10 protein-coding genes are annotated in these 18,924 nt (G+C 69.3%); 3 read left to right on the top strand and 7 right to left on the bottom strand.

The features are described from left to right. Positions 1 to 41: 41 nt before the first annotated feature. On the bottom strand, positions 42 to 749 hold the full coding sequence (locus ACQEUX_RS11680) for an SDR family NAD(P)-dependent oxidoreductase (protein ID WP_433045502.1): 708 nt from the start codon (positions 747 to 749) through the stop codon (positions 42 to 44). Positions 750 to 852: 103 nt separating this feature from the next. Between ACQEUX_RS11680 and ACQEUX_RS11675 the strand changes: the two genes are divergently transcribed. Together ACQEUX_RS11675 and ACQEUX_RS11670 are read left to right on the top strand one after the other, a co-directional pair. Further along, positions 853 to 1,692, top strand: coding sequence for a helix-turn-helix transcriptional regulator (locus ACQEUX_RS11675; RefSeq protein ID WP_433045499.1), 840 nt, complete (start codon positions 853 to 855; stop codon positions 1,690 to 1,692). Between the two features lie 588 nt (positions 1,693 to 2,280). Next, positions 2,281 to 2,952, top strand: a complete 672-nt coding sequence (locus ACQEUX_RS11670; protein ID WP_433045497.1) for a hypothetical protein — start codon at positions 2,281 to 2,283, stop codon at positions 2,950 to 2,952. Positions 2,953 to 3,034: 82 nt separating this feature from the next. Here ACQEUX_RS11670 and ACQEUX_RS11665 read toward each other — a convergent pair whose 3' ends face one another. Then, on the bottom strand, positions 3,035 to 3,436 hold the full coding sequence (locus tag ACQEUX_RS11665; protein ID WP_433045494.1) for a nuclear transport factor 2 family protein: 402 nt from the start codon (positions 3,434 to 3,436) through the stop codon (positions 3,035 to 3,037). A 446-nt stretch (positions 3,437 to 3,882) separates the two neighbouring features. Beyond that, positions 3,883 to 4,215, bottom strand: coding sequence for a hypothetical protein (locus ACQEUX_RS11660; RefSeq protein WP_433045491.1), 333 nt, complete (start codon positions 4,213 to 4,215; stop codon positions 3,883 to 3,885). A 295-nt stretch (positions 4,216 to 4,510) separates the two neighbouring features. On the opposite strand from ACQEUX_RS11660, the gene ACQEUX_RS11655 reads away from it, so the two are divergent. Next, a complete protein-coding gene (locus ACQEUX_RS11655) occupies positions 4,511 to 7,696 on the top strand; it encodes a penicillin acylase family protein (RefSeq protein WP_433045488.1) in 3,186 nt (1,061 codons plus the stop codon). An 81-nt stretch (positions 7,697 to 7,777) separates the two neighbouring features. Here ACQEUX_RS11655 and ACQEUX_RS11650 read toward each other — a convergent pair whose 3' ends face one another. The 4 genes from ACQEUX_RS11650 to ACQEUX_RS11635 form a co-directional block, all read right to left on the bottom strand. After that, complete coding sequence (locus tag ACQEUX_RS11650; protein ID WP_433045485.1) at positions 7,778 to 13,966, bottom strand: S8 family serine peptidase; 6,189 nt, start codon at positions 13,964 to 13,966, stop codon at positions 7,778 to 7,780. A gap of 15 nt (positions 13,967 to 13,981) precedes the next feature. After that, complete coding sequence (locus ACQEUX_RS11645) at positions 13,982 to 14,143, bottom strand: hypothetical protein (protein WP_433045482.1); 162 nt, start codon at positions 14,141 to 14,143, stop codon at positions 13,982 to 13,984. 80 nt (positions 14,144 to 14,223) lie between these two features. Continuing rightward, positions 14,224 to 17,220, bottom strand: coding sequence for an ATP-binding protein (locus ACQEUX_RS11640; RefSeq protein ID WP_433045479.1), 2,997 nt, complete (start codon positions 17,218 to 17,220; stop codon positions 14,224 to 14,226). A 204-nt stretch (positions 17,221 to 17,424) separates the two neighbouring features. Further along, on the bottom strand, positions 17,425 to 18,765 hold the full coding sequence (locus ACQEUX_RS11635; protein ID WP_433045476.1) for a carbohydrate-binding protein: 1,341 nt from the start codon (positions 18,763 to 18,765) through the stop codon (positions 17,425 to 17,427). Positions 18,766 to 18,924 lie beyond the last annotated feature (159 nt).

Here is an 18,924-nt window from a genome sequence, read left to right as displayed (position 1 = left end):
GGCCGACCAGGCCGGTTTCCTCCACCCGGTTACCCCTCCTCCTACCAGGGGAGGCGGCCCTCGGCGTCGAAGTAGCCTCCGGTGGGGCCGTCGGAGCCCACCTGCGCCATGCGGACGATGATCTCGGCGCCCTGCTCGACAGTCTGGATACCGGTGTTTCCGTTCAGGTCGGTCTTGGTGAAGCCGGGCTCGACCGCGTTGATCCGCATGTTCGGGAACGCCTTCGCGTACTGCACGGTGATCATGTTGACCGCGGTCTTCGACGCCGGGTAGGCGACCCCCGGGTAGGCGTACGTCGGGGTGCCCGCGTCGGTGACCCGGGCCAGCGAGGCCAGGCCGCTGCTGAGATTGACAATGACCGGGGCGGCCGAACGCTGCAGCAGCGGCAGGAACGCGTGGGTGACACGGACCGTGCCGAAGACGTTCGCCTCGAACGTCTCCCGCATCATGTCGGCGGTCACGTCGGCTGCGCCGATCACGATGTTGCCGGCACCCCGTCCCTCGATGCCCGCGTTGTTGATCAGTATGTCCAGCCCTCCATCAGCCTCGATGGCCTTCGCTGCGGCCTCCACGGACGCGTCGTCGGTGACGTCGAGCTGGACGGCCCGCGCGCCCAGCTGCTCGGCGGCGCGGCGCCCGCGTTCGGCGTCCCGGCTGCCGACGTAGACGGTGTGACCTGCTGCGATGAGTCGACGGGCGGTCTCGAAGCCGAGTCCCTTGTTCGCTCCGGTGATCAGTGTTGTTGTCATGCCTCCAGGCTCCGGCCGGGCGGTGCGGTCGCCCAGTCGTCCCGTCTTCCTGGGACTGCCAGTACCAGGCAACACCACAACTGAACGGCGCACACTGGTGAGCATGACGACGACGGAATTCGGGCAGGCGGTGCACCGCTGGCGCGACCGGGTCTCGCCCGAGGCCGCCGGGCTGCCCGCCGGCGGGCACCGACGTACGGCCGGACTGCGCCGTGAGGAGCTTGCCCTGCTGGCCGGGATCTCCGTCGACTACATCACCCGCCTCGAACAGGGCCGCGCGTCCAATCCCTCGGCGCAGGTCGTCGAAGCCCTGGCCAGGGCCCTGCGGCTGTCGGCAACCGAGCGCGCACACCTGTTTCGGCTGGCCGGGCTGGCACCGCCGGGCCCGGAAACGGTACCCGCCTACATCACCCCGAGCGTCCAGCGGCTGCTGGACAGGCTGACCGGGACACCCGTCGGCGTCTACGACGCGTCCTGGACGCTACTTGTGGCCAATCCGCCCTACGCGGCGTTGATGGGCGATCCGTCCGGATGGCGTGGCAACCAACGCAACGCGGTGTGGCGGCATTTTCTCGGCCCGGGTACTCGAGCCCGGCACACCCCGCAGTCCCTACGAGCGTTCGAGACGGCGCTGGTTGCCGACCTGCGTGCGGCCGCGGGCTGCTATCCGGCCGATCAGCAGCTACGGCAGCTGGTGGCGGAACTACGCGCGAACAACGACCGGTTCGCGAAGTTGTGGGATTCCGGCACTGTCGGCCGTCATGAGGCTGCACGCAAGACCATCGATCATCCGCACGTCGGCCCCCTGACGCTGGACTGCGACGTGCTCAGTGTGGCGGGCAGCGACCTGCGCATCATGATCTACACGGCCGAGCCCGGCACCGAGGACGCCGACCGCCTCGCCCTGCTCACCGTGCTCGGCACCCAGGCACTGGTCGGATAGCTGTCCACTCGACCAGATCGCCGCTCTCTTCGGCGTGCCGCCCTCAACGATGTGCGGGCACTGGATCGAGAGAAGACCCCGTCAGCCCAAAGAGACATTCGCGAAGTCCTGACCGCTACCTGTGGCTGAGGTTCTACCTCACGGATGGAATACGGCATCCGCTCATGGCCGCTGATCGGGCGTTGACGAGCCACGTGGAAGACGTCGCCCTGTGCACCGACCGCGCCGCAGGCCCACAATTCGGCGAAGCGTTGATCGCCTGCGGTGAGTACCCGGATCAGGCTGGTCAACCGGCAGTTGTTCCGAGCGAGCCACACCGATGGCACTCCGCCGATGCCTGCCCCACACGCTCGGTGCCGACCAGGGTGAAATGTGTGGGCGCAGCCGGACCTCGGTTGTCACGACGGCGCATCCAACGACTGGCGCGCCTCGACCCGCTCTGACGCGCATCGGTGCCACCCGACACCGAGCCATCGGAGCCCGAGCCCGAGCCGGACGGGCTGCATGTCGGCAATCCGTCGTTGTCCGGGTGGCGGGCGGCTCCGTAGCGTCGCGACTACGGATCGATGCCCAGCGGAAGGACCCCTCGTGACCGAACTCGTCGCTCCGCAGCTCGTCGTCAACAGCAGAATGATCTACTTCGGTTGGCTACCGGCCGACCCCGACGCGGTGGCCGCCCTGGTGCCCGACGGGCTCAAGCCGGCACCGAACCACCAGGTCTTCATGAACCAGTACGTCGTCGACGACGCCGGGCAGACCTCTGGCTTCGGCGCCTACTCCCTGACGTACATCGGGCCGGATCTCTCCGGGGTCGACGCTCCCGACGGTGTCACGCCCGGTCGTTGGTGGACGCACTACGTCAACTCCAGTCCGGTCGTCCGGGCGTACGCCGCCGCCCGGGGTGTGCCGGCGACCCCGGGAAGAACCACCATCGAGGTACGAGGGCGTCGGCTGATCGCGACCACCGAGGCGGACGGCATACCCGTGATCAGGACGACGGCCCGCGTCGGGCGCACCGGCGACGCCGTCAACCGGGGCCAGCTGCGCTACCTCACCCGCCTGAACGGCAAGCTGCTCAGCGGCAACTACCCGTTCGTGGCGGAGCCGGTCGACCCGTTCGAGGTCGAGTTGCTGGAGTTCCTCGAACCCGACCATCCGGTGTACGCGCTGCGTCCGGCCGATCCGCTGGAAATCGTCTGGGGCTTCTACTCACCGCGCGCGTCGTTCGCCTACCCGGGTGGCGAGTCGGTACTCGACTGAGCCTGTTACCTACTGAGTCCCGAACGGCCCGCCGTGGTCCATGAGATGCCTGCCCAGGGCTATCCGCTCAGTTGAGCTCGTGTCACGAGCTTCCGTCAGGCCCGAATGTCTCGGTGACCAACTGGGTGTCCATGTACTCACGGACCTCCTGGATGAGTCCGTCCTGGAATCGAAGGACCCAGCAGTAGTTGTTGTCGTACCTGCGACCGTCAGCCAACTCGTTACGTCCCGAGTGTTCCACCACCACGAAGTCGCCGTCACCGTGGATGCACTGCACCTCAACTCTCGACGACGGGCTGAGCGTTTCCCGCGCTCCTCCGAACAGTGTGTCCACCACCAGTTGCTTGCCCTCAAACGTGCGGGACCACTGACTGACCCCCATCCAGCGCCAGGTGACGTCCTCGGCCATCGCGTCGAAGAGCGGCCCGACCCGGCCCTGCGACATCGAGCTCATGATGTCCCGCGTGCGTTGCTTAGGATCCATAAGTCGATACGGTATCGGCCCGCACGGACATGCCGGAGTCCGTCTTCTTCCCAGGCCTTACTCTGCCGGGCCTCGCCGCTCACCTTCGCGCCGATGACGCCCCCGACACCCGCCGCTGGCCGTAGGACGCCCGGCTGCTGCGGGCCCTGGTCGCGCCTGATACGGGGGACGCCGGCAGCACAGCGGTGCTCCAGCAGTTCTTGGTCGGTAGTGGCGCCAGCAGCCCGCGCACGAACCCTCGTACCCGGTGCCGGGGCTCTGGCCTGCGGAACCGTTGCCCGACGGTCATCAACAGGTCGTCGAACAACATCCACCATCGTTGGGCGTCTGCCCTGTAACCGCAGCCACCGCTGCGTCATGGTTGGTCCACACAACTGCCCATGATCGACGGTGGCGCCCTCACATCAGATACGAGCTCAGCCAGGATCAACGTGCAGGCGGGAGTATCAGCCGGGCGGAGGCGGACACTCGAGGACTGCGATCGAGTTTCCGGCGTACAGCCCCAGGTGCGGATGTCCGGAGAAGATCCGAACTGCCTCATCGTGCGAGTCCGCCTCCACGATGGTGTAGCCGGTCATGGCGTCGGTGAAGTCCTCGACCCCCTGCGCCGTGACCAGCTTCTTCGCGTTCAACGGAGCGCCGGGATCGATGAGAGCTCTCTCGTTGGCCTGCGCCCATGACGCCCAGGCGCGGATGAACTCAGTTTGCTGCTGTTCCGTGAGTGTGGCCTTGCCGACCTCATCAGCCGCGCCGTTGAAGAGTGCAAGGAATCTACCCATCCCCGCATGGTACTGGCGGCCTGCTCATGCCGCCGGACCTTGATCACGATCCCAGCTGGAGTCCTAGCCACTCCCGCCGTGCCTGTTCCCGATGGCGAGAGACGGCGAAACGTCGGCATTGGCACGTGGTGAACGACGGGTATCCCGGACGGCGGTGCTGCGCCGATCATTGCCCGGAGATAGATATGAGCCACTCTCACCTCCTGGTGGAACGCCCGGGCGCGGAGGGCGAGACGTCGGCACCGGAAGCCGGGCGTAACCGATCGGCCCGACTCCGCGTCCCCGGAGGATCGCCATGCCCCGTCCCGCTCTCCGTACCCGGCTCGCTGCGCTCACCGCCGCCGCCCTGACCGCGAGCGTCCTGACGACGGTGACCCCGCCGTCACCGGCGCTGGCCGCCAGCACGTTCGCCGCCAACGACTACTGCCTCGGTCAGTGCGCCGACATCCTGCCCCCCGGACAGAACGGCAACGCCACGCTGGCCGCCATCCTGGCGCACCAAGCGCTCGGCACCCGCCCGGCGCACTCCAGCGACCAGCTCGACGAGTACGCGAACCTGGTCTACAACTACGCCGGGCTGACCGACGAGCAGATCGCCCACTTCTACAACGACGCCTCGTTCGGCGTCCCGGCCGCGCAGGTCGAGAGCACCGTCGCGCCGCGCGCGGACGTCACCATCGTGCGGGACAAAGCCACCGGCGTCCCGCACGTCACCGGCACCACCCGCGCCGGCACGATGTTCGGCGCCGGCTACGCCGGGGCCCAGGACCGGCTCTGGGTGATGGACCTGCTGCGGCACGCCGGTCGCGGCACGCTCACCTCGTTCGCCGGCGGCGCGCCGGGCAACCGTGAGCTGGAGCAGAGCATCTGGGCCAACTCGCCCTACTCGGAGGCGGACCTGCAGGCCCAGGTGGACGCGCTGCGCCTCAAGGGCACCCGGGGCCAGCAGCTCTACACCGACGTGGTCGACTACATCGCCGGCATCAACGCCTACGTCGACAAGTCGATCGCCGAGGACAACTACCCGGGTGAGTACGTGCTCACCGGCGCCGGCAAGCCGAAGCACTTCACCATGACCGACCTCATCGCCACCGCCGGCGTCGTCGGCGGGCTCTTCGGCGGGGGCGGCGGCAGCGAGATCCAGTCCGCGCTGGTCCGGGTGGCCGCCCGCGCCAAGTACGGCGCCACCGAGGGCGACCGGGTGTGGGCGGCGTTCCGGTCGCAGAACGACCCGGAGACCGTGCTCACCCTGCACGACGGGCAGAGCTTCCCGTACGGGGCGACGCCGCCGGGCGCGACCAGCGCGGTGCTCCCCGACGCCGGCTCGGTGGTCGCCGAGCCGCTGGCCTACGACGCCACCGGCGGGGCCGCCCGCACCGGCGCCAGCACCGCCACCCAGGGGCTGCTCGGCGGCCTGTCCAACCTGCGCGCGCACGGCATGTCCAACGCGGTCGTGGTCTCCGGACGGCACACCACCACCGGCAACCCGGTTGCCGTGTTCGGGCCGCAGACCGGCTACTTCGCGCCGCAGTTGCTGATGCTCCAGGAGCTGCAAGGGCCAGGCATCAGCGCTCGCGGCGCCGCGTTCGCCGGGCTCAACCTCTACGTGCTGCTCGGCCGGGGCCAGGACTACGCCTGGAGCGCGACCTCCGCCGCACAGGACCTCACCGACACGTACGCGGTGCCGCTGTGCACCACCGACGGCAGCGCCCCGACGCTGCACACCAACCGCTACCTCTACCACGGGCAGTGCCTCGCCATGGAGGCGCTGGAGCAGCGCAACTCCTGGTCCCCGACGCTGGCCGACTCCACCCCGGCCGGCTCGTACACGCTGCGCGCGCTGCGCACCAAGTACGGGCTGGTGGCCTACCGGGGCATGGTGAACGGGCAGCCGACCGCGTTCACCAAACTGCGCTCGACCTACCGGCACGAGGCTGACTCGGCGATCGGCTTCCAGGCCTACAACGACCCGTCGGCGATGGGCAGCGCGGCGGCCTTCCAGGCGTCCGCGGCCAACGTCGGGTACGCGTTCAACTGGTTCTACGTCAACTCGACCGAGGCGGCGTACGTCAACTCCGGCTCGAACCCGGTCCGTCCGGCCACCGCCGACCCGAACCTGCCCACCAAGGCCGAACCGGCGTACGAGTGGGCCGGCTGGAACCCGGACACCAACGACGCCACCTACACCCCGGCGTCGGCGCATCCGCAGTCGGTCAACCAGGACTACTACGTCAGCTGGAACAACAAGCAGGCGCGCGACTTCGGGGCGGCGGACGGCAACTTCAGCTTCGGCTCCGTACACCGGGGTCAGCTGCTCGACGGCCCGGTGCGCGCCGCGATCGCCCAGCGCAAGCTCGGCCGCGCCGACGTCGTCAAGATCATGGCGGACGCGGCGGTGACCGACCTGCGCGGCCAGCAGGTTCTCGGCGACCTGCTGCGGGTGCTGGACAGCACGCCGGTCACGGATCCGGCGCTGGCCGACGCGGTGGGCAAGCTGCGGGCCTGGCAGCAGGCCGGGGCCCGCCGGGTGGAGACGTCCCCCGGCACGAAGAGCTACCAGCACGCCGACGCGATCCGGATCTTCGACGCCTGGTGGCCGCTGCTGGCCTCGGCGCAGTTCCGCCCCGGCCTCGGGCCGGACCTCTACGCCGCGCTGGTGGACGCCATCGAGGTGAACGAGGCGCCGTCGGGCGGCCAGAACGGCGGGCGCGACGGCGCCGCGAGCTGGGCCCTGCAGGGTCAGGCGCACAAGGGCTCGTCATTCCAGTACGGCTGGTGGGGCTACGTCGACAAGGATGTGCGCACGGTGCTCGGCGACCCGGTGGCCGGTGGGCTGGGCCCCGCGTACTGCGGCAACGGCAACCTCGCCGCGTGCCGGCAGTCCCTGCTCGACACGCTCGGCCAAGCCGCCGCGGTGCCGGCCACCACGGTCTACCCAGGCGACAAGTCCTGCGGGGCCGGCGACCAGTGGTGCGCCGACTCGATCGCCCAGTCCGGGCTCGGCGGCATCACCCACCCGCTGATCGCCTGGCAGAACCGCCCCACCTACCAGCAGGTCGTCTCATTCCCGGCGCGCCGAGGTGACGACGTCACCAACCTGGCGCAGGGTCGTCCGACCACCGCGTCGAGCACCCAGTTCCTGACCAGCCACACCCCGGACAAGGCGGTCGACGGCAGTCTCGGCAGCCGGTGGGCCAGCAGCTACAACGACAACCAGTGGATCCGGGTCGACCTCGGCGCGGCCCGCAGCGTCAGCCGGGTGGTGCTGCGCTGGGAGGCCGCGTACGGCACCTCGTACCGGGTCGAGGTCTCCGGCGACGGCAGTTCCTGGACGCCGGTGTTCACCACCACCAACGGCAACGGCGGCGTCGACAACGCCACCTTCGCCCCGGTCACCGCCCGCTCCGTGCGGGTGTACGGGGTCAAGCGGGCCACCTCGTACGGGTTCTCGCTCTACGAGTTCGAGCTGTACGGACGCTGATCTCTGTAGTCGTGGTCAGAGCCTCCCCGGCGATCCTTTCCGAGGAGGCTCTGACCACTACTGGCGAACTGGCTGACTAGCTCAGAGGCGCGGGTCCTGCTGGACTTTCAGGGCGTTGAGGATCGGGTCGCTCTCGCCCTTGTCGCGGAGAAGCTCGACCTTCAGATCGCCACCGGCGTGCTCGACGGTGACCGTGTTCACGTCCGCGGTCAGCGCACCCACCTTCGCCTGCACGTCGTGGTCGTAGAGCACGACCTTGCCGTCGACCAGAACATCGAAGGTACGCGTGCCGGCCTTGACCTTCTCGATCTCCGCGAAGTCGAGGGCGATCCGGTACGTCCCGGCGGGGGCGTTCTTGAACACGTAGCTGAACGCCTCGCCGGTCCGCTGGGTGCGGAACAGCGCGTCGTCCTCGGTGCCGGCGATGTCGGCCTTGGTGGTACGCGCCTTGCCGCCGACGTAGCCCCACGGCCGCGAGCCGAGCTGCTGGTCGGGCGACCAGACGAAGCCGTCGGCACCGACAGACCCGGATCCGCCGACGTCGACGCCCTTCCAGTAGGCCGAGGTCGCCAGGCGGACCGGCTTGAGCTGGGCCTCGCCCTTGCCGGCGTTCGACGCCACGAGCACGTCCCCGACGAGCACGCCGGGCTCGACGTCGGCGTTGTCGGCCGTCGCCGTGACCGTGGTGGACTCGCCGGCCGCCAGCGTGACAGTGCCGGTTGCGGCCGCGCCCGTGAGGGTCAGCCACGCAAGGTCGGCGGCTTCGTGCCCGCCGTCGCTGGTGCGTTTCTGCTCGCTGAGCCGCACCTCGAGTGGGGCGGAGCCGGTGTTGGTCACGGTCACGTCGGCCGTCGCCTTCTGGTCCTTGTCGAGGAGCCAGTCGAAGGCACCTCCGGTGACGGTGGCGACGCCCGTGGTCAACGCCGTGTCGACCACCTCGGACTGGTCCTTCTTGGCGATGGTCACGGGGTGGCTGGCGGTGACATAGTTCGGCGCCGACACCTCCACGGTGTTCTCGCCGACCAGCGCCTGAGCCTTCCACCGGCCCTTCGCGTCGGCGGTGATGACCCGCTCACCGGCCGGCCCCTTGAGCGTGACGATCGCGCCCTCGATCGGCTTGCCGTCGTTCTTGTCGGTGACCGTGCCCTCGATCGTGCCCGCGGCCGGGAGGGTGTACTCCAGCCCCAGGCCGGCCTTCAGGACGGGCTGGTTGAAGGAGTACTGGCTCGCGGGGTTGCGGTTCAGGCTCTCCAGGCCGACCGTCGCCGACGACCCGCGGGTGAGGGGGTTGTCGCCGCCGACGCCGTCGCCGTACCCGATCTGGATCCGTCCGTCCGCGATCAGGGTGACCGAGAAGCTCACGCGAGCCGTCCGGTCGTTGTAGAAGGCGACGTTGCGCCACTCGATGACCTGCGCCGCCAGCCCGTCCACCTCGGTCGTGCCGAAGTAGATGCCTGCCTCGTCGTCGACGATGAGGTCGTCCCAGAGCGGATAGATCGCGTCGATCGGGTACGGCGACGGCAGTGCCGTGTTGTTCCCCAGCGTGCTGGCGCGGTCGAAGGTCAGCGTGCCGTTCGTCGTCACGCACACCCCGTCCCAGGCCGTGTCGTAGAACGGTTGCAGGAAGCTGGAGTCGAACCACAGCACGCCGCAGAGGTCATCGCCGTGCCACCCGGACTCCTCCGTGCCCTGGCGGTAGAGCCCTTCGGTCACCTTCATCGAGTACGAGCGACCGGCGGGGGCCACCGGCACGGGGCCCGGCTCCGGCTGCTCGGGCTGGGGCTCCGGCTCCGCCGTGTCCGCCCGCGGGTCGAGCGTCACACGCAGCGCGGCAATGGTCGGAGCCTTCAGGCCCTTCGAGCCGCGCAGTTCCACGGTCAGCGGACCGCCCTCGTGCTTCACGACGGCGGTGCGCCAGTCGGCGGCGTTCGGCCCCACGGCCGCGGCCGCGTCGTACGCGTACTCCGCCAGCGATCCGTCCACGAGGACGTCGAACACCCGCTTCCCCTTGGCCACCTTCTCGATCTCGGCGAACCCGAAATCGATCGCGTAGGTGCCCTTGGGCGCGTCCGGGAAGCGGTAGAACAACTGCTTGTCCGGCGTGGTGCGCTGCGACTGGAACAGGGCGTCGTCCGTCGTACCGTCGATCCCGGCCTTCGTGGAGGCGACCTTCGTCTTCCCCTCGTAGCCCCACGCCTTCTTACCGGCGGCCTGGTCGGCGAGCCAGGTGAAGCCGGAGCCGTCGGTGAACGACGGGCCGCCGGCGTTGACGCCGACCTGATACTTCGCGGTCGTGAGCGTCACCGGGACGTAGGTCTTGGACTGGCGTCCGGAGTCGGACCTCACCACGATGTTCGCACCGAGGACCCCTGGCTTGGTGCCCTTCGAGGAGATCGAAACCTTGACGGTCGTCGACTGACCCGGGGCGAGGGTGCCGCCGGTCGAGGAGAGCGACAGCCACGGCAGGTCGGTGAGCAGGTCGTCCTCGACGTCGACCAGCACGACGTCATCGGCGACCTGGTCCGCCGCCCACAGCGCACCGGTCGAGTCGGTTTCGAGGCCACCGCCCTGGCCCGCCTTCTGGCCGGGGAACCACCACGCGTTCACCAGCGAGCAGTCGTCGGGGTCGACCTGCAGCAGGCGGGTCGGCCGGTTCGAGGTGAGGTCGGTGTACCAGATGGTGTCGGACGCCTGGTTGTAGGCCAGGCCCATCACCTCGGGCAGCGGCGGGGCGCAGAAGGACAGCAGCGCACCCGGGTTGTCGTGCGACGTCCCGGCGACGGTGCCGATCATGCCGTTCCTCCGGCCGCCGACGTAGAACACGTCCTCGGTCGGGTTGTAGGCGAGTCCGGTCAGTTGCAGCGTGGACCAGTCACCCTTGACCTGCCGGGTCTCCTTCCCGGTCTGCCGATCGAAGCAGTGGATGTAGCTGGCCGGGCTGTCCTCCATCTGGCACATGTCACCGGTCTTGGTGTCGAGCGCCATGTCGAACGCCCGGTACGCCGGGTTCCACGACGCGTCGAAGACCTTCCCGGTCGGCTTGCCCGCCACCGTGTAGGCGGTGTTGGTCCGCGCGTTGTAGTCGTGGACCCAGACATCGCCGTCGTACCCGACGCCGGAGGGCTCCTTATCCTCGATCCTGCCCGGAATGGCGATCCGGGTGATGACGTCACCGCCGGAGGTCACGCCGACCTTGCCGGCCGCCTGTGCTTCCGCGGCGCTCGCCGTCGCAGCCTTGCCGTCGACGTTCGACGGCTTCATGCCGCTCGCACCGGTCTTCCACGCGGTGAGGTCGATCGTGCTGTCCGCACCCGTCCCGGTGCGCCCGGTGGCGTCGGCGGCGTCAAGGTCGGGGTGGCGCGCGGCCTCGCCCAGGTTGTACGTGAGTGGGGCGGAACCGTTGTTGGTCAGCGTCAGCGAGCCCACACCGTTCTGGTCGGTGCCCAACACGGCGTCGAGGCCGTCGGCCTTCAGGCCGGCGACGCCCGTGGTCAGACGAGCGTCGATCTTGGCGTTCGCGTAGAGCTTGTCGAGGGAGAAGGGGTATGCCCCGGTCGTGTAGTTCGGCGCGTCGACCGTCATGGTGTAGTCGCCGACCGGAAGCTGGCGATGCACGATGCCCGTCGCGTTGGTCGTGACGGTCTCGACGAGCCCAGTCTTGTTCGTGAAGGAGACCTTGGCCCCGGCCACCGGCAGCCCGTCGTTCTGGTCGACGACGGTCGCGTCGAGGTACCCGAAGTCAGGCATGTCGTAGGTGACGACCATCCCGTCGCGCAGCACCGGGGCGCTGTCGGAGAACCGGATGCCGTCGACGCCGGCCCAGCCCTGTATGCCGGTGATGGCGTGCGCGCCGGCGGTCACCGGGTCGTCGGACCCGATGCCGTCGCCGTAGCCGAAGATCACGGTGCCGGAGCGGGTGAGCGTGGCCGAATAGCTGACCGGCTCCGTGTACTCCGACCGGTCCGGATAGGCCCAGAGCTTGGCGTTGCGGAACTCGACGACGAACGCGTCCTCGCCGCCGACCTTGGTGGCTGCCGTGAAGACTCCTCCGCCGGGGGCGAACTCGACGGGGGTCTGGGCGTAGAACGGGAAGATGCCCGCACCGCCGCTGCCGGGTCCGGTGCTGGTGTCCGGGGAGATCACGCCGCGCAGGCTGATACCGAGGGTGTCGTGGCTGCCGTTGTAGAGCGCGACCGGGAACGGCAGCTTCACCGTCGCCCACACGCCGCTGGTGAACGCGACCGGGTCACTGCCGCGCAGGTACTCGCCGTCGGAGACGGCACAGCTGTAGCCGCCCTTGTCGACGACGAGCCCGACCGGGATCTCGCGCGACTCGTTCTGCGCGCCGACGGTCAGCGGGACCGTCGTGGGCGAGAAGCACGCGTTGGGCTTGACGGTCAGCGTGTACCCGCCCTCGGGAACAGCGGCGATCGTGAACGCGCCGTTGGCATCCGTGCGTACCGGCTTCAGCGGCGTGTTACTGACGGAGACGTCGGCGTTCGGGACGGACTGTTTCTTGTCGTCGACGACCCTGCCGCTGATGTCGTGCCGCGCGGCGGCCGTGAGCGGCAGCTTGACGGAGGTGTCCTCGCCGAGGGAGATCGTGACGTTGGCGGTCGCGGTCAGGTAGCCGAAGACCTTGGTGCTGAGCTGGTAGTCGCCGACCGGGAGGTTCGTGGTGAACCGGCCGTCCTTGTCGGTTCCGATCGACCGGCTGAACGGACCGCTGATCGTCACCTCGGCCGCGGGGACCGGGGCGCCGTTCGCGGTGACCACACCGGTGAGGGTGCCTCCCTGCCGGGGCGCGAGCTCGAGCAGGCGGACGAGGTCGAGCCGGCCTTCGCCGTACTTGTTGTTGACCTCGGCGGTGCCTCCGCACTCGGTGTCGTCGACGTCGACGGCCGACTCGCCGAGCAGGCGGCGGGTCTCCTCGACCTGCCCGATGAGGGTCGGGTCGTAGCTCCACAGCGCCGCGACGGCGCCGGCGACGTGGGGTGCCGCCATCGACGTGCCGGACATCTCGACATAGCTGTTGCCCGGGTAGGACGAACGCACGGCGTCGCCCGGAGCGGAGATCTCGGGCTTGATCCGGTCACCTTCACCTTCGCCCTTGCGGGAGAACAACGCGAGCGTGCCGTCCGATGCGTAGGCGCCGACGGAGTAGGCGCTCTCGGCGGAGCCGGGCGAGGAGACGGTGTCGCAGGCCGCGTACGGCGTGGTGTTGCCCGATGACCAGACGCTGAAGATGCCCGCGGCGCTCCAGGCCTCGTCGATGGCCCGGAAGAAGTCGTTGAAGCTGTGCTCTTCGGTTTGGCCCCACGAGTTGTTGATGACGTGGGGGCGCTTGGACGGGTCGGGGTTGTTCCCCTGGACGTCGGTCGGGGCGAGCAGCCACCAGCCGGACCGCAGCAGCGACTCGACGCCGGTGCTGTCGCAGCAGCCGTTTGTCGCGATCCACTGCGCGTCCGGGGCGACGCCGACGTGGTTGGTGCCGTCGTCGCCGACCATGGTGCCCATGGTGTGCGTGCCGTGTCCGTTGTCGTCGCACGGTGCGCCCGTGCACGTGCCCCGGGCGGCCATCCAGTTGTAGTTGTGGTCGACGGTGCCGTCGGGCTTCGTGCCCCGGTACTGGTGCGCCAGGGCGGGGTGGTCGAATTGGACGCCCGAGTCGAGGTTGGACACGGTGATGCCCGCGCCGGTGGCGCCCATGGCCCACGCCTGCGGGGCGTGGATGGCGTCCAGACCCCACGAGACGGTGCCCGCCTCGGCGGCGGCCTTCGGGGCGGTGGGGCGGGCAGCCTGGTCAGCTGGAATCTTCTCGTCCACGGGCTCGACCAGCGCGACCTGCGGCGTCGCGTGGATCTCGGCGACCTGCACCTTCGAGGCCACGTTGAGGGCCAGCTTCTCGGTGCCCCCCTTGACGAGCACCGCGTTGGCGATCGGGTAGGAGGTGTACTTGACCCCTGCCCGGTCGAGGTCGGTGGAGACGGATGCCAGGGAGTCCTTCGTTGTTGCGGTCAGCGCGTCGTAGACGAACCGACCACGAGCAGTCCAATCGGTGAGCTTCTTTGCCGGCCCGAGGTCGGCCTTGGTCTCGAACCTGATCCAGAAGTCGGAAGCCGGCTGCGTGCGGAAGCGGTCCTTCAGGCTCGAGGCGATCTTGTTGGCGGCGGCACCGGGATCCGGCTCGGCGGCGGACACCGGTGGAGCCTGGATCATGCTCAGACCGACCGCTACAGCCAGCGAAGCCGCGAGGGCTTTGAGTCTCATGTGGGGTCCTTCGGCTTACAGGGGTTGGTAGGGGTCGTGGCTCTCGTGGTCGTCGGCACCGTCGCCACCGTCTACGTCACGGGCGTCGGAGGCGCTGACGCGCGGCTCGCGGGCCAGCTCGGGTGGTGGCTGGCGCTCGATGGCGGAGTCGTCACCCGCGACAGGTCGCTCAGGCATGCATTGCCCAACGGCTATGAATCATGGAGTCATGCTCGGCGGGACGAGTGACCGTCGCTATCCAGCGGATACGTCAATTTTCATGACGCGTCGTCGAGGGGGTCCTCTTCTGCGAACACTCCGGCCTCCACTGCCTTGACCGCGAGCGCGGTCCGGGAGGTCACCTTCAACTTGCGCATCGCCGCGCGCAGCTGTTGATCCACCGTGGCCGGCGACTTGGCCAGGATCCGGCTGATCTCCCGGTTCGTCTTGCCGGCGACAACAAGTTGGACCACGTCGAGCTCCCGAGGTGAGAGCTGGTCGCCGTACCCCCGTCGGCCGCCGCGCCACAATCGCGGAACCTCGGCGCCGTGTTCGCGAAGCCGCTGTGCGACACGGTCTGCATCGCCGCGGGCTCCGAGCCTGAACAGTTGCTCGTACTGTGCGGCCAGCAACTCTCGGCCCTGTTCGATCTGGCCTTGCGCGATGAGCGCCTCGGCTTGACGCTCGCGGGCGAGCATGGCGTCGTAGGGGCGCGGCAACGCGCTCCAGGCGCGCGCCGCCCGATCGTATGCCGTCGCCGCGCGGGCGTGGTCTCCGGCTGCGGCGACCAGCAGGGCACGGCATGCGGTGAGGGCGGCGCGAGGCGCAGGCGCCGTACGGCCACGCAGTCCTCTGGCGAACTGGTCGCCCAGGCGTGTCGCGGCCTTCAGGTCGCCTGCGGCGAGGTGCGCCTCGATCCGGGCGGGGACGAGGTCCGTCGCCCAGACCCAGATGCCTTTTCTCCGGACGGTGTCCATCGGCTCGTTCGTGATCTGTAGCGCCCGGACGCTGTTTCCGTCCGTCAGCCACAGTCTGGCCAGCGCAGCGGCGGCTTCCATCGTGTCGTCGGCTGCGCCGAGACGGGCAGACTCGTCGAGGACCAGCCGGAACTGCTCCTCCGCAGCGCGCCGCCGTCCGGCTGCGACTGCCAGCCGGGCCGCGAGGCGAATGCTGCCGAGGTAGTGCGCCGGCCGGTCCCGGTCGGCATCGGCGAGTGCCGCGCTTCGCTCCGCGAGACCCTCCCACCGGCCGGTGAACCACGCCAGGTTGGCCTGTTCGAGTCGGACGTTGTGGTGCAACCGGGACGCCTGCTCGGCCTCGGCAAGGCGCATGGCCACGGCGAGGTGTTCTTCCGCGTCGGCGTACCGACCCCAGATCAGTGCGCCGGTCCCGACATTTGCGTGGATGCGGGCCACGTCGAGACGCTCCGTCGAGGTCGCGCCGTCGATGGGCAGGCCAGCGACGACGTCCCAGGCCTCCTCTTCGCCGAGCATGAGCAACGCCGCGGCGCGGTTGCCGGCCAGGTTCAGCCGGTCTGGGGGAGAATCGAATTCGGCGGTGAGCTCAGCGGCGCGATCCAGCCAACGCCGATGGGTCGACGCCGGCCACGGCCCCGCATAGGCCCATCCCAGGTAGGTCATTGCCCGAGCCGCCTCGACCGGGTCATGGTCGAGGTTGGCCACCGCCTGCTCCAGCTCGCTGAGTGCGGCCTGCGCCTCACCCCCGGTGATCAGGAGCCGACCCAGGGGGTTGCGGATCTCGGCCTGCTGGCGGGCGGAGAGACCGGGGGTCTCCAGCACCGAGCGCAAGGTACGGATCACGCGGTGGTAGACCTCGTCGACCTGTTCACGACGGCCCAGTGCGGCAACTCCGGCGATGCGCGCGACTCGTGCCCGATCCGTCGGCGGCAACACGGCCCACGACAACAGATCAACCAGCAAGTCGACCGCCTTGGTGTGGTCACCCGAGGCCATGGCCAGCTCGGCACCCTGCTCGGCGTACCGCGCCCAGGACTGCGTCTCGCCCGCCTCACGGAAATGGTGGGCAAGGCGTGCGACAGGCGGCGGATGGATGTCCTCCAACGCCCGGCCGGCCAGCAGGTGGAAGTGTCTGCGGTCGGTTAACGGGATCGCTTCGTAGACAGCCGTGGCGGCCAGCACATGCCGGAATCGCCACTGGCCGTGGTCGTCTCCGTCCAGGACGCCGGCGTTGGCCGCCTCCGCGATTGCGCCTCGACACGCAGCTGGTGACAGACCGGCGGTCACCGCGATCGTGGCCACCGATGACCGCTCAGCCAACGTAGCCGCGGCTCGTAACACCTGCTGCGCCGTCGCCGACAGACGGCCCACCCGCTCCCGGGTGGAGTCGCGCACCGTTGGCGGCACCTGTAGCTCGCGCAGCTTCAGTCGGACCCACTGCCCGTCGCGGAAGACGAGGTCGGCGCGGTCGCACATGAGGCGAACCGACTCCTCCAGCGCCAGAGGAACGCCACCGGTCCGCTCGTGCATGAACGTCGTGAACTCCTGCGATATCGGATTGCCGTCCAGCATCGAGGACACCAGCGCTGCCGTGTCGTTCGGTCGCATCGGCGCCAGGGCGATCCTCAGCTGGGTCACGCCAGCAGGCAACCGGGACGTCAGCCGCAGCAACAGCGATCCGACGTCCACCTCCTCCGGCCGATAGGAGATCACGAGGCTCGGCCCGTCCGACTGCTGTCGGGAGGTGACGAACAGCAGGAACTCCAAGGTCACCTCGTCGGCCCAGTGAGCGTCCTCGAGCACGAGAACGTCGACACGCAGGGCCCGCAGCAGCTCGTCCAGGGCGCGGAACAGGCGATGCCGTGCCGCCTTCGCATCGTCCAAGGGCGGCAGTGCGGGCGGCAGGTCCGAGGACCATTCAGGGAACAGTGGCCGTAACGCACCCGCAAGCTCGGTGAGCCGCAATCGCGACACCGGGCGGTCGATCCCACGGAACGCGTCGACGATCGGCCCCAACGTCAGCGACTCGCGAAGCGGTGGGCACACCGAGACCAAGGCAGTGCGCTGGTCCGGCTCGGCCAACCACTCTCGCAGCAGTCGGCTCTTTCCGATCCCCGCCTCGCCCTCCACCAGCACGATCGCCGGTGGTCGGGCCAAGGCGCCCCGAAGCGTCGTCATCTCACGATCACGACCCACGAAATGCGGCGTGGAAACCGTCGGTGAAGTCCCGTCGTCCTCGGGCGAGGGGTCGAGCATGCGTGATGATCTCGCTTTTCGATGCTCGGGCACAAGTACCATCGCGGCGACTCGCGTTGCGGGATCCTCAGCCGGAGTGCCGAATCAGCTTCGGTTTGGGCGGCCCGGAGACCGGGATGTCCCGGGGCCAGCAGCCCTGTCGCCGCCGCTCGGGCGGCCGGGCTGCCCAGCATGCCGCACGTCGGCGAATCGCCGGGCCCGCGCCCGCCGGAGGTCGGCTGACGGTATGCCTGACGCCATCACCCGTCAGCGGCCCTGCAGGCGCTTCACGTTGTCGCCGAAGGTCCACCCCTTCGACCCGTCCCAGTTCGCCGACCAGGTCATCAGGCCCTTGAGGCCGGGCAGAGTGTTCCAGGCCTGCGTGACCAACGACGTCGACATGTAGCCGCCGCCCGCCCCGTTCTGCGCCGGCAGGCCCGGAACCTGCTTGTCGTACGGCACGCGGATGGTGGTGCCCTGGATGGTGAGGCCGTTGTTCAGGCACTGCGTCTGCACCGTGAAGCCCTGCACGGTGCCCGCCGGGTAGGAGTCGCCGGCGCAGCCGTACATGCTGCCGTTGTAGTACTGCATGTTCAGCCACCAGAGCCGACCGTTGTCCACGTACTTCTTGATGATCGGCAGGTACGAGCCCCAGATCGAGCCGTAGACCACACTGCCGCCGGTGACGTAGGCCGTCTCCGGTGCCATGGTCAGGCCGAAGTTCGACGGCATCCGGGCCAGCACGCCGTCGATGATCCGGATCAGGTTGGCCTGCGACGTCGACAGGGTGTTGATGTTGCCGCTGCCGGTCAGGCCGGTCTCGATGTCGATGTCGATGCCGTCGAAGTGGTAGGCCGTCAGGATCGGCACGATCGTCGCGATGAACCGGTCGGCGACCGCGGTGGAGCTCAGGTCGATGCCCGCGGCAGCCCCGCCGATCGACATCAGGATCGTGGCGCCGGCCGCTTTGGCCTGGCACATCTCGGCCGGGGTGGCCACCTTCACGCCAACGTCCATGCCGTTCTCCCAGAGGACCGTGCCGTCTGAGCGGATCACCGGGAACGCCGCGTTGATCACGTTGTAGCCGTGCTGGTTGAGCCGGCTGTCGGTGATGGGGATCCAGCCGAGGCCTGGGTGTACGCCGTTGGAGGCGCCGTCCCAGTTCTCCCAGTAGCCCTGCAGCACCTTGCCGGTGGGCCGCGACTTCACCGCGCACGTCCCGCCGGTTGGCGGCGGCGTGGTGGGGGGAGGTGTGGTCGGTGGCGGCGTGGTGGGGGGAGGTGTCGTCGGTGGCGGCGTGGTGGGCGGCGGAGTGGTTCCCGAGCATGCGCCCAGGTCACGCCACAGCGACGGGGTCGCGGCGGGGTTCCAGCCGGCGCCGGGGTGCGCGGTGTGGGTGACCAGAGCCTGGTAGAGCCGGCCGCCGTAGGTGACCTGGGCGCCCGCCTGGTAGGTGGTGCCCTCGGCCCAGGCCGGGGCGGTGCAGGCGACCATCGGGACGGCGTTGGCCGAGGACACGGCCGCCATGCTGCTGGGGACGAAGGCGACGGCGGCCGTGACGGTCAGCGCCGCCCCGGCTACCACTGCGAAAATCCGACGGCTTCCCATGGCTCACTCCCCAGGCTTCGGTGACCCGCGACCTCCACATATTGACGTTCGTGAAGTTTAATATCAAGGGTTGTTTACAGATCCCGGGAAGTTGGGGGAGTGCGGAGGTCGATAGCCGTGGACGTCGGGTGTGTGCATGCCAGGGGAGTGCAAGGTCAG

Origin of the sequence: Micromonospora sp. CA-259024 (genome assembly GCF_050936255.1) — a bacterium.
Classification (GTDB): Bacteria; Actinomycetota; Actinomycetes; order Mycobacteriales; family Micromonosporaceae; genus Micromonospora.
Note: the sequence above shows the minus strand (reverse complement) of the source record. Positions and strands in the feature narration are given on the sequence as shown.

What these genes read in the sequence shown, in the direction of transcription:
- ACQEUX_RS11660 (WP_433045491.1), bottom strand. Translation starts at nt 4,215, where the DNA reads ATGGGTAGATTCCTTGCACTCTTCAACGGCGCGGCTGATGAGGTCGGC.
- ACQEUX_RS11665 (WP_433045494.1), bottom strand. Translation starts at nt 3,436, where the DNA reads ATGGATCCTAAGCAACGCACGCGGGACATCATGAGCTCGATGTCGCAG.
- ACQEUX_RS11635 (WP_433045476.1), bottom strand. Translation starts at nt 18,765, where the DNA reads ATGGGAAGCCGTCGGATTTTCGCAGTGGTAGCCGGGGCGGCGCTGACC.
- ACQEUX_RS11655 (WP_433045488.1), top strand. Translation starts at nt 4,511, where the DNA reads ATGCCCCGTCCCGCTCTCCGTACCCGGCTCGCTGCGCTCACCGCCGCC.
- ACQEUX_RS11675 (WP_433045499.1), top strand. Translation starts at nt 853, where the DNA reads ATGACGACGACGGAATTCGGGCAGGCGGTGCACCGCTGGCGCGACCGG.
- ACQEUX_RS11645 (WP_433045482.1), bottom strand. Translation starts at nt 14,143, where the DNA reads ATGCCTGAGCGACCTGTCGCGGGTGACGACTCCGCCATCGAGCGCCAG.
- ACQEUX_RS11650 (WP_433045485.1), bottom strand. Translation starts at nt 13,966, where the DNA reads ATGAGACTCAAAGCCCTCGCGGCTTCGCTGGCTGTAGCGGTCGGTCTG.
- ACQEUX_RS11680 (WP_433045502.1), bottom strand. Translation starts at nt 749, where the DNA reads ATGACAACAACACTGATCACCGGAGCGAACAAGGGACTCGGCTTCGAG.
- ACQEUX_RS11640 (WP_433045479.1), bottom strand. Translation starts at nt 17,220, where the DNA reads ATGGTACTTGTGCCCGAGCATCGAAAAGCGAGATCATCACGCATGCTC.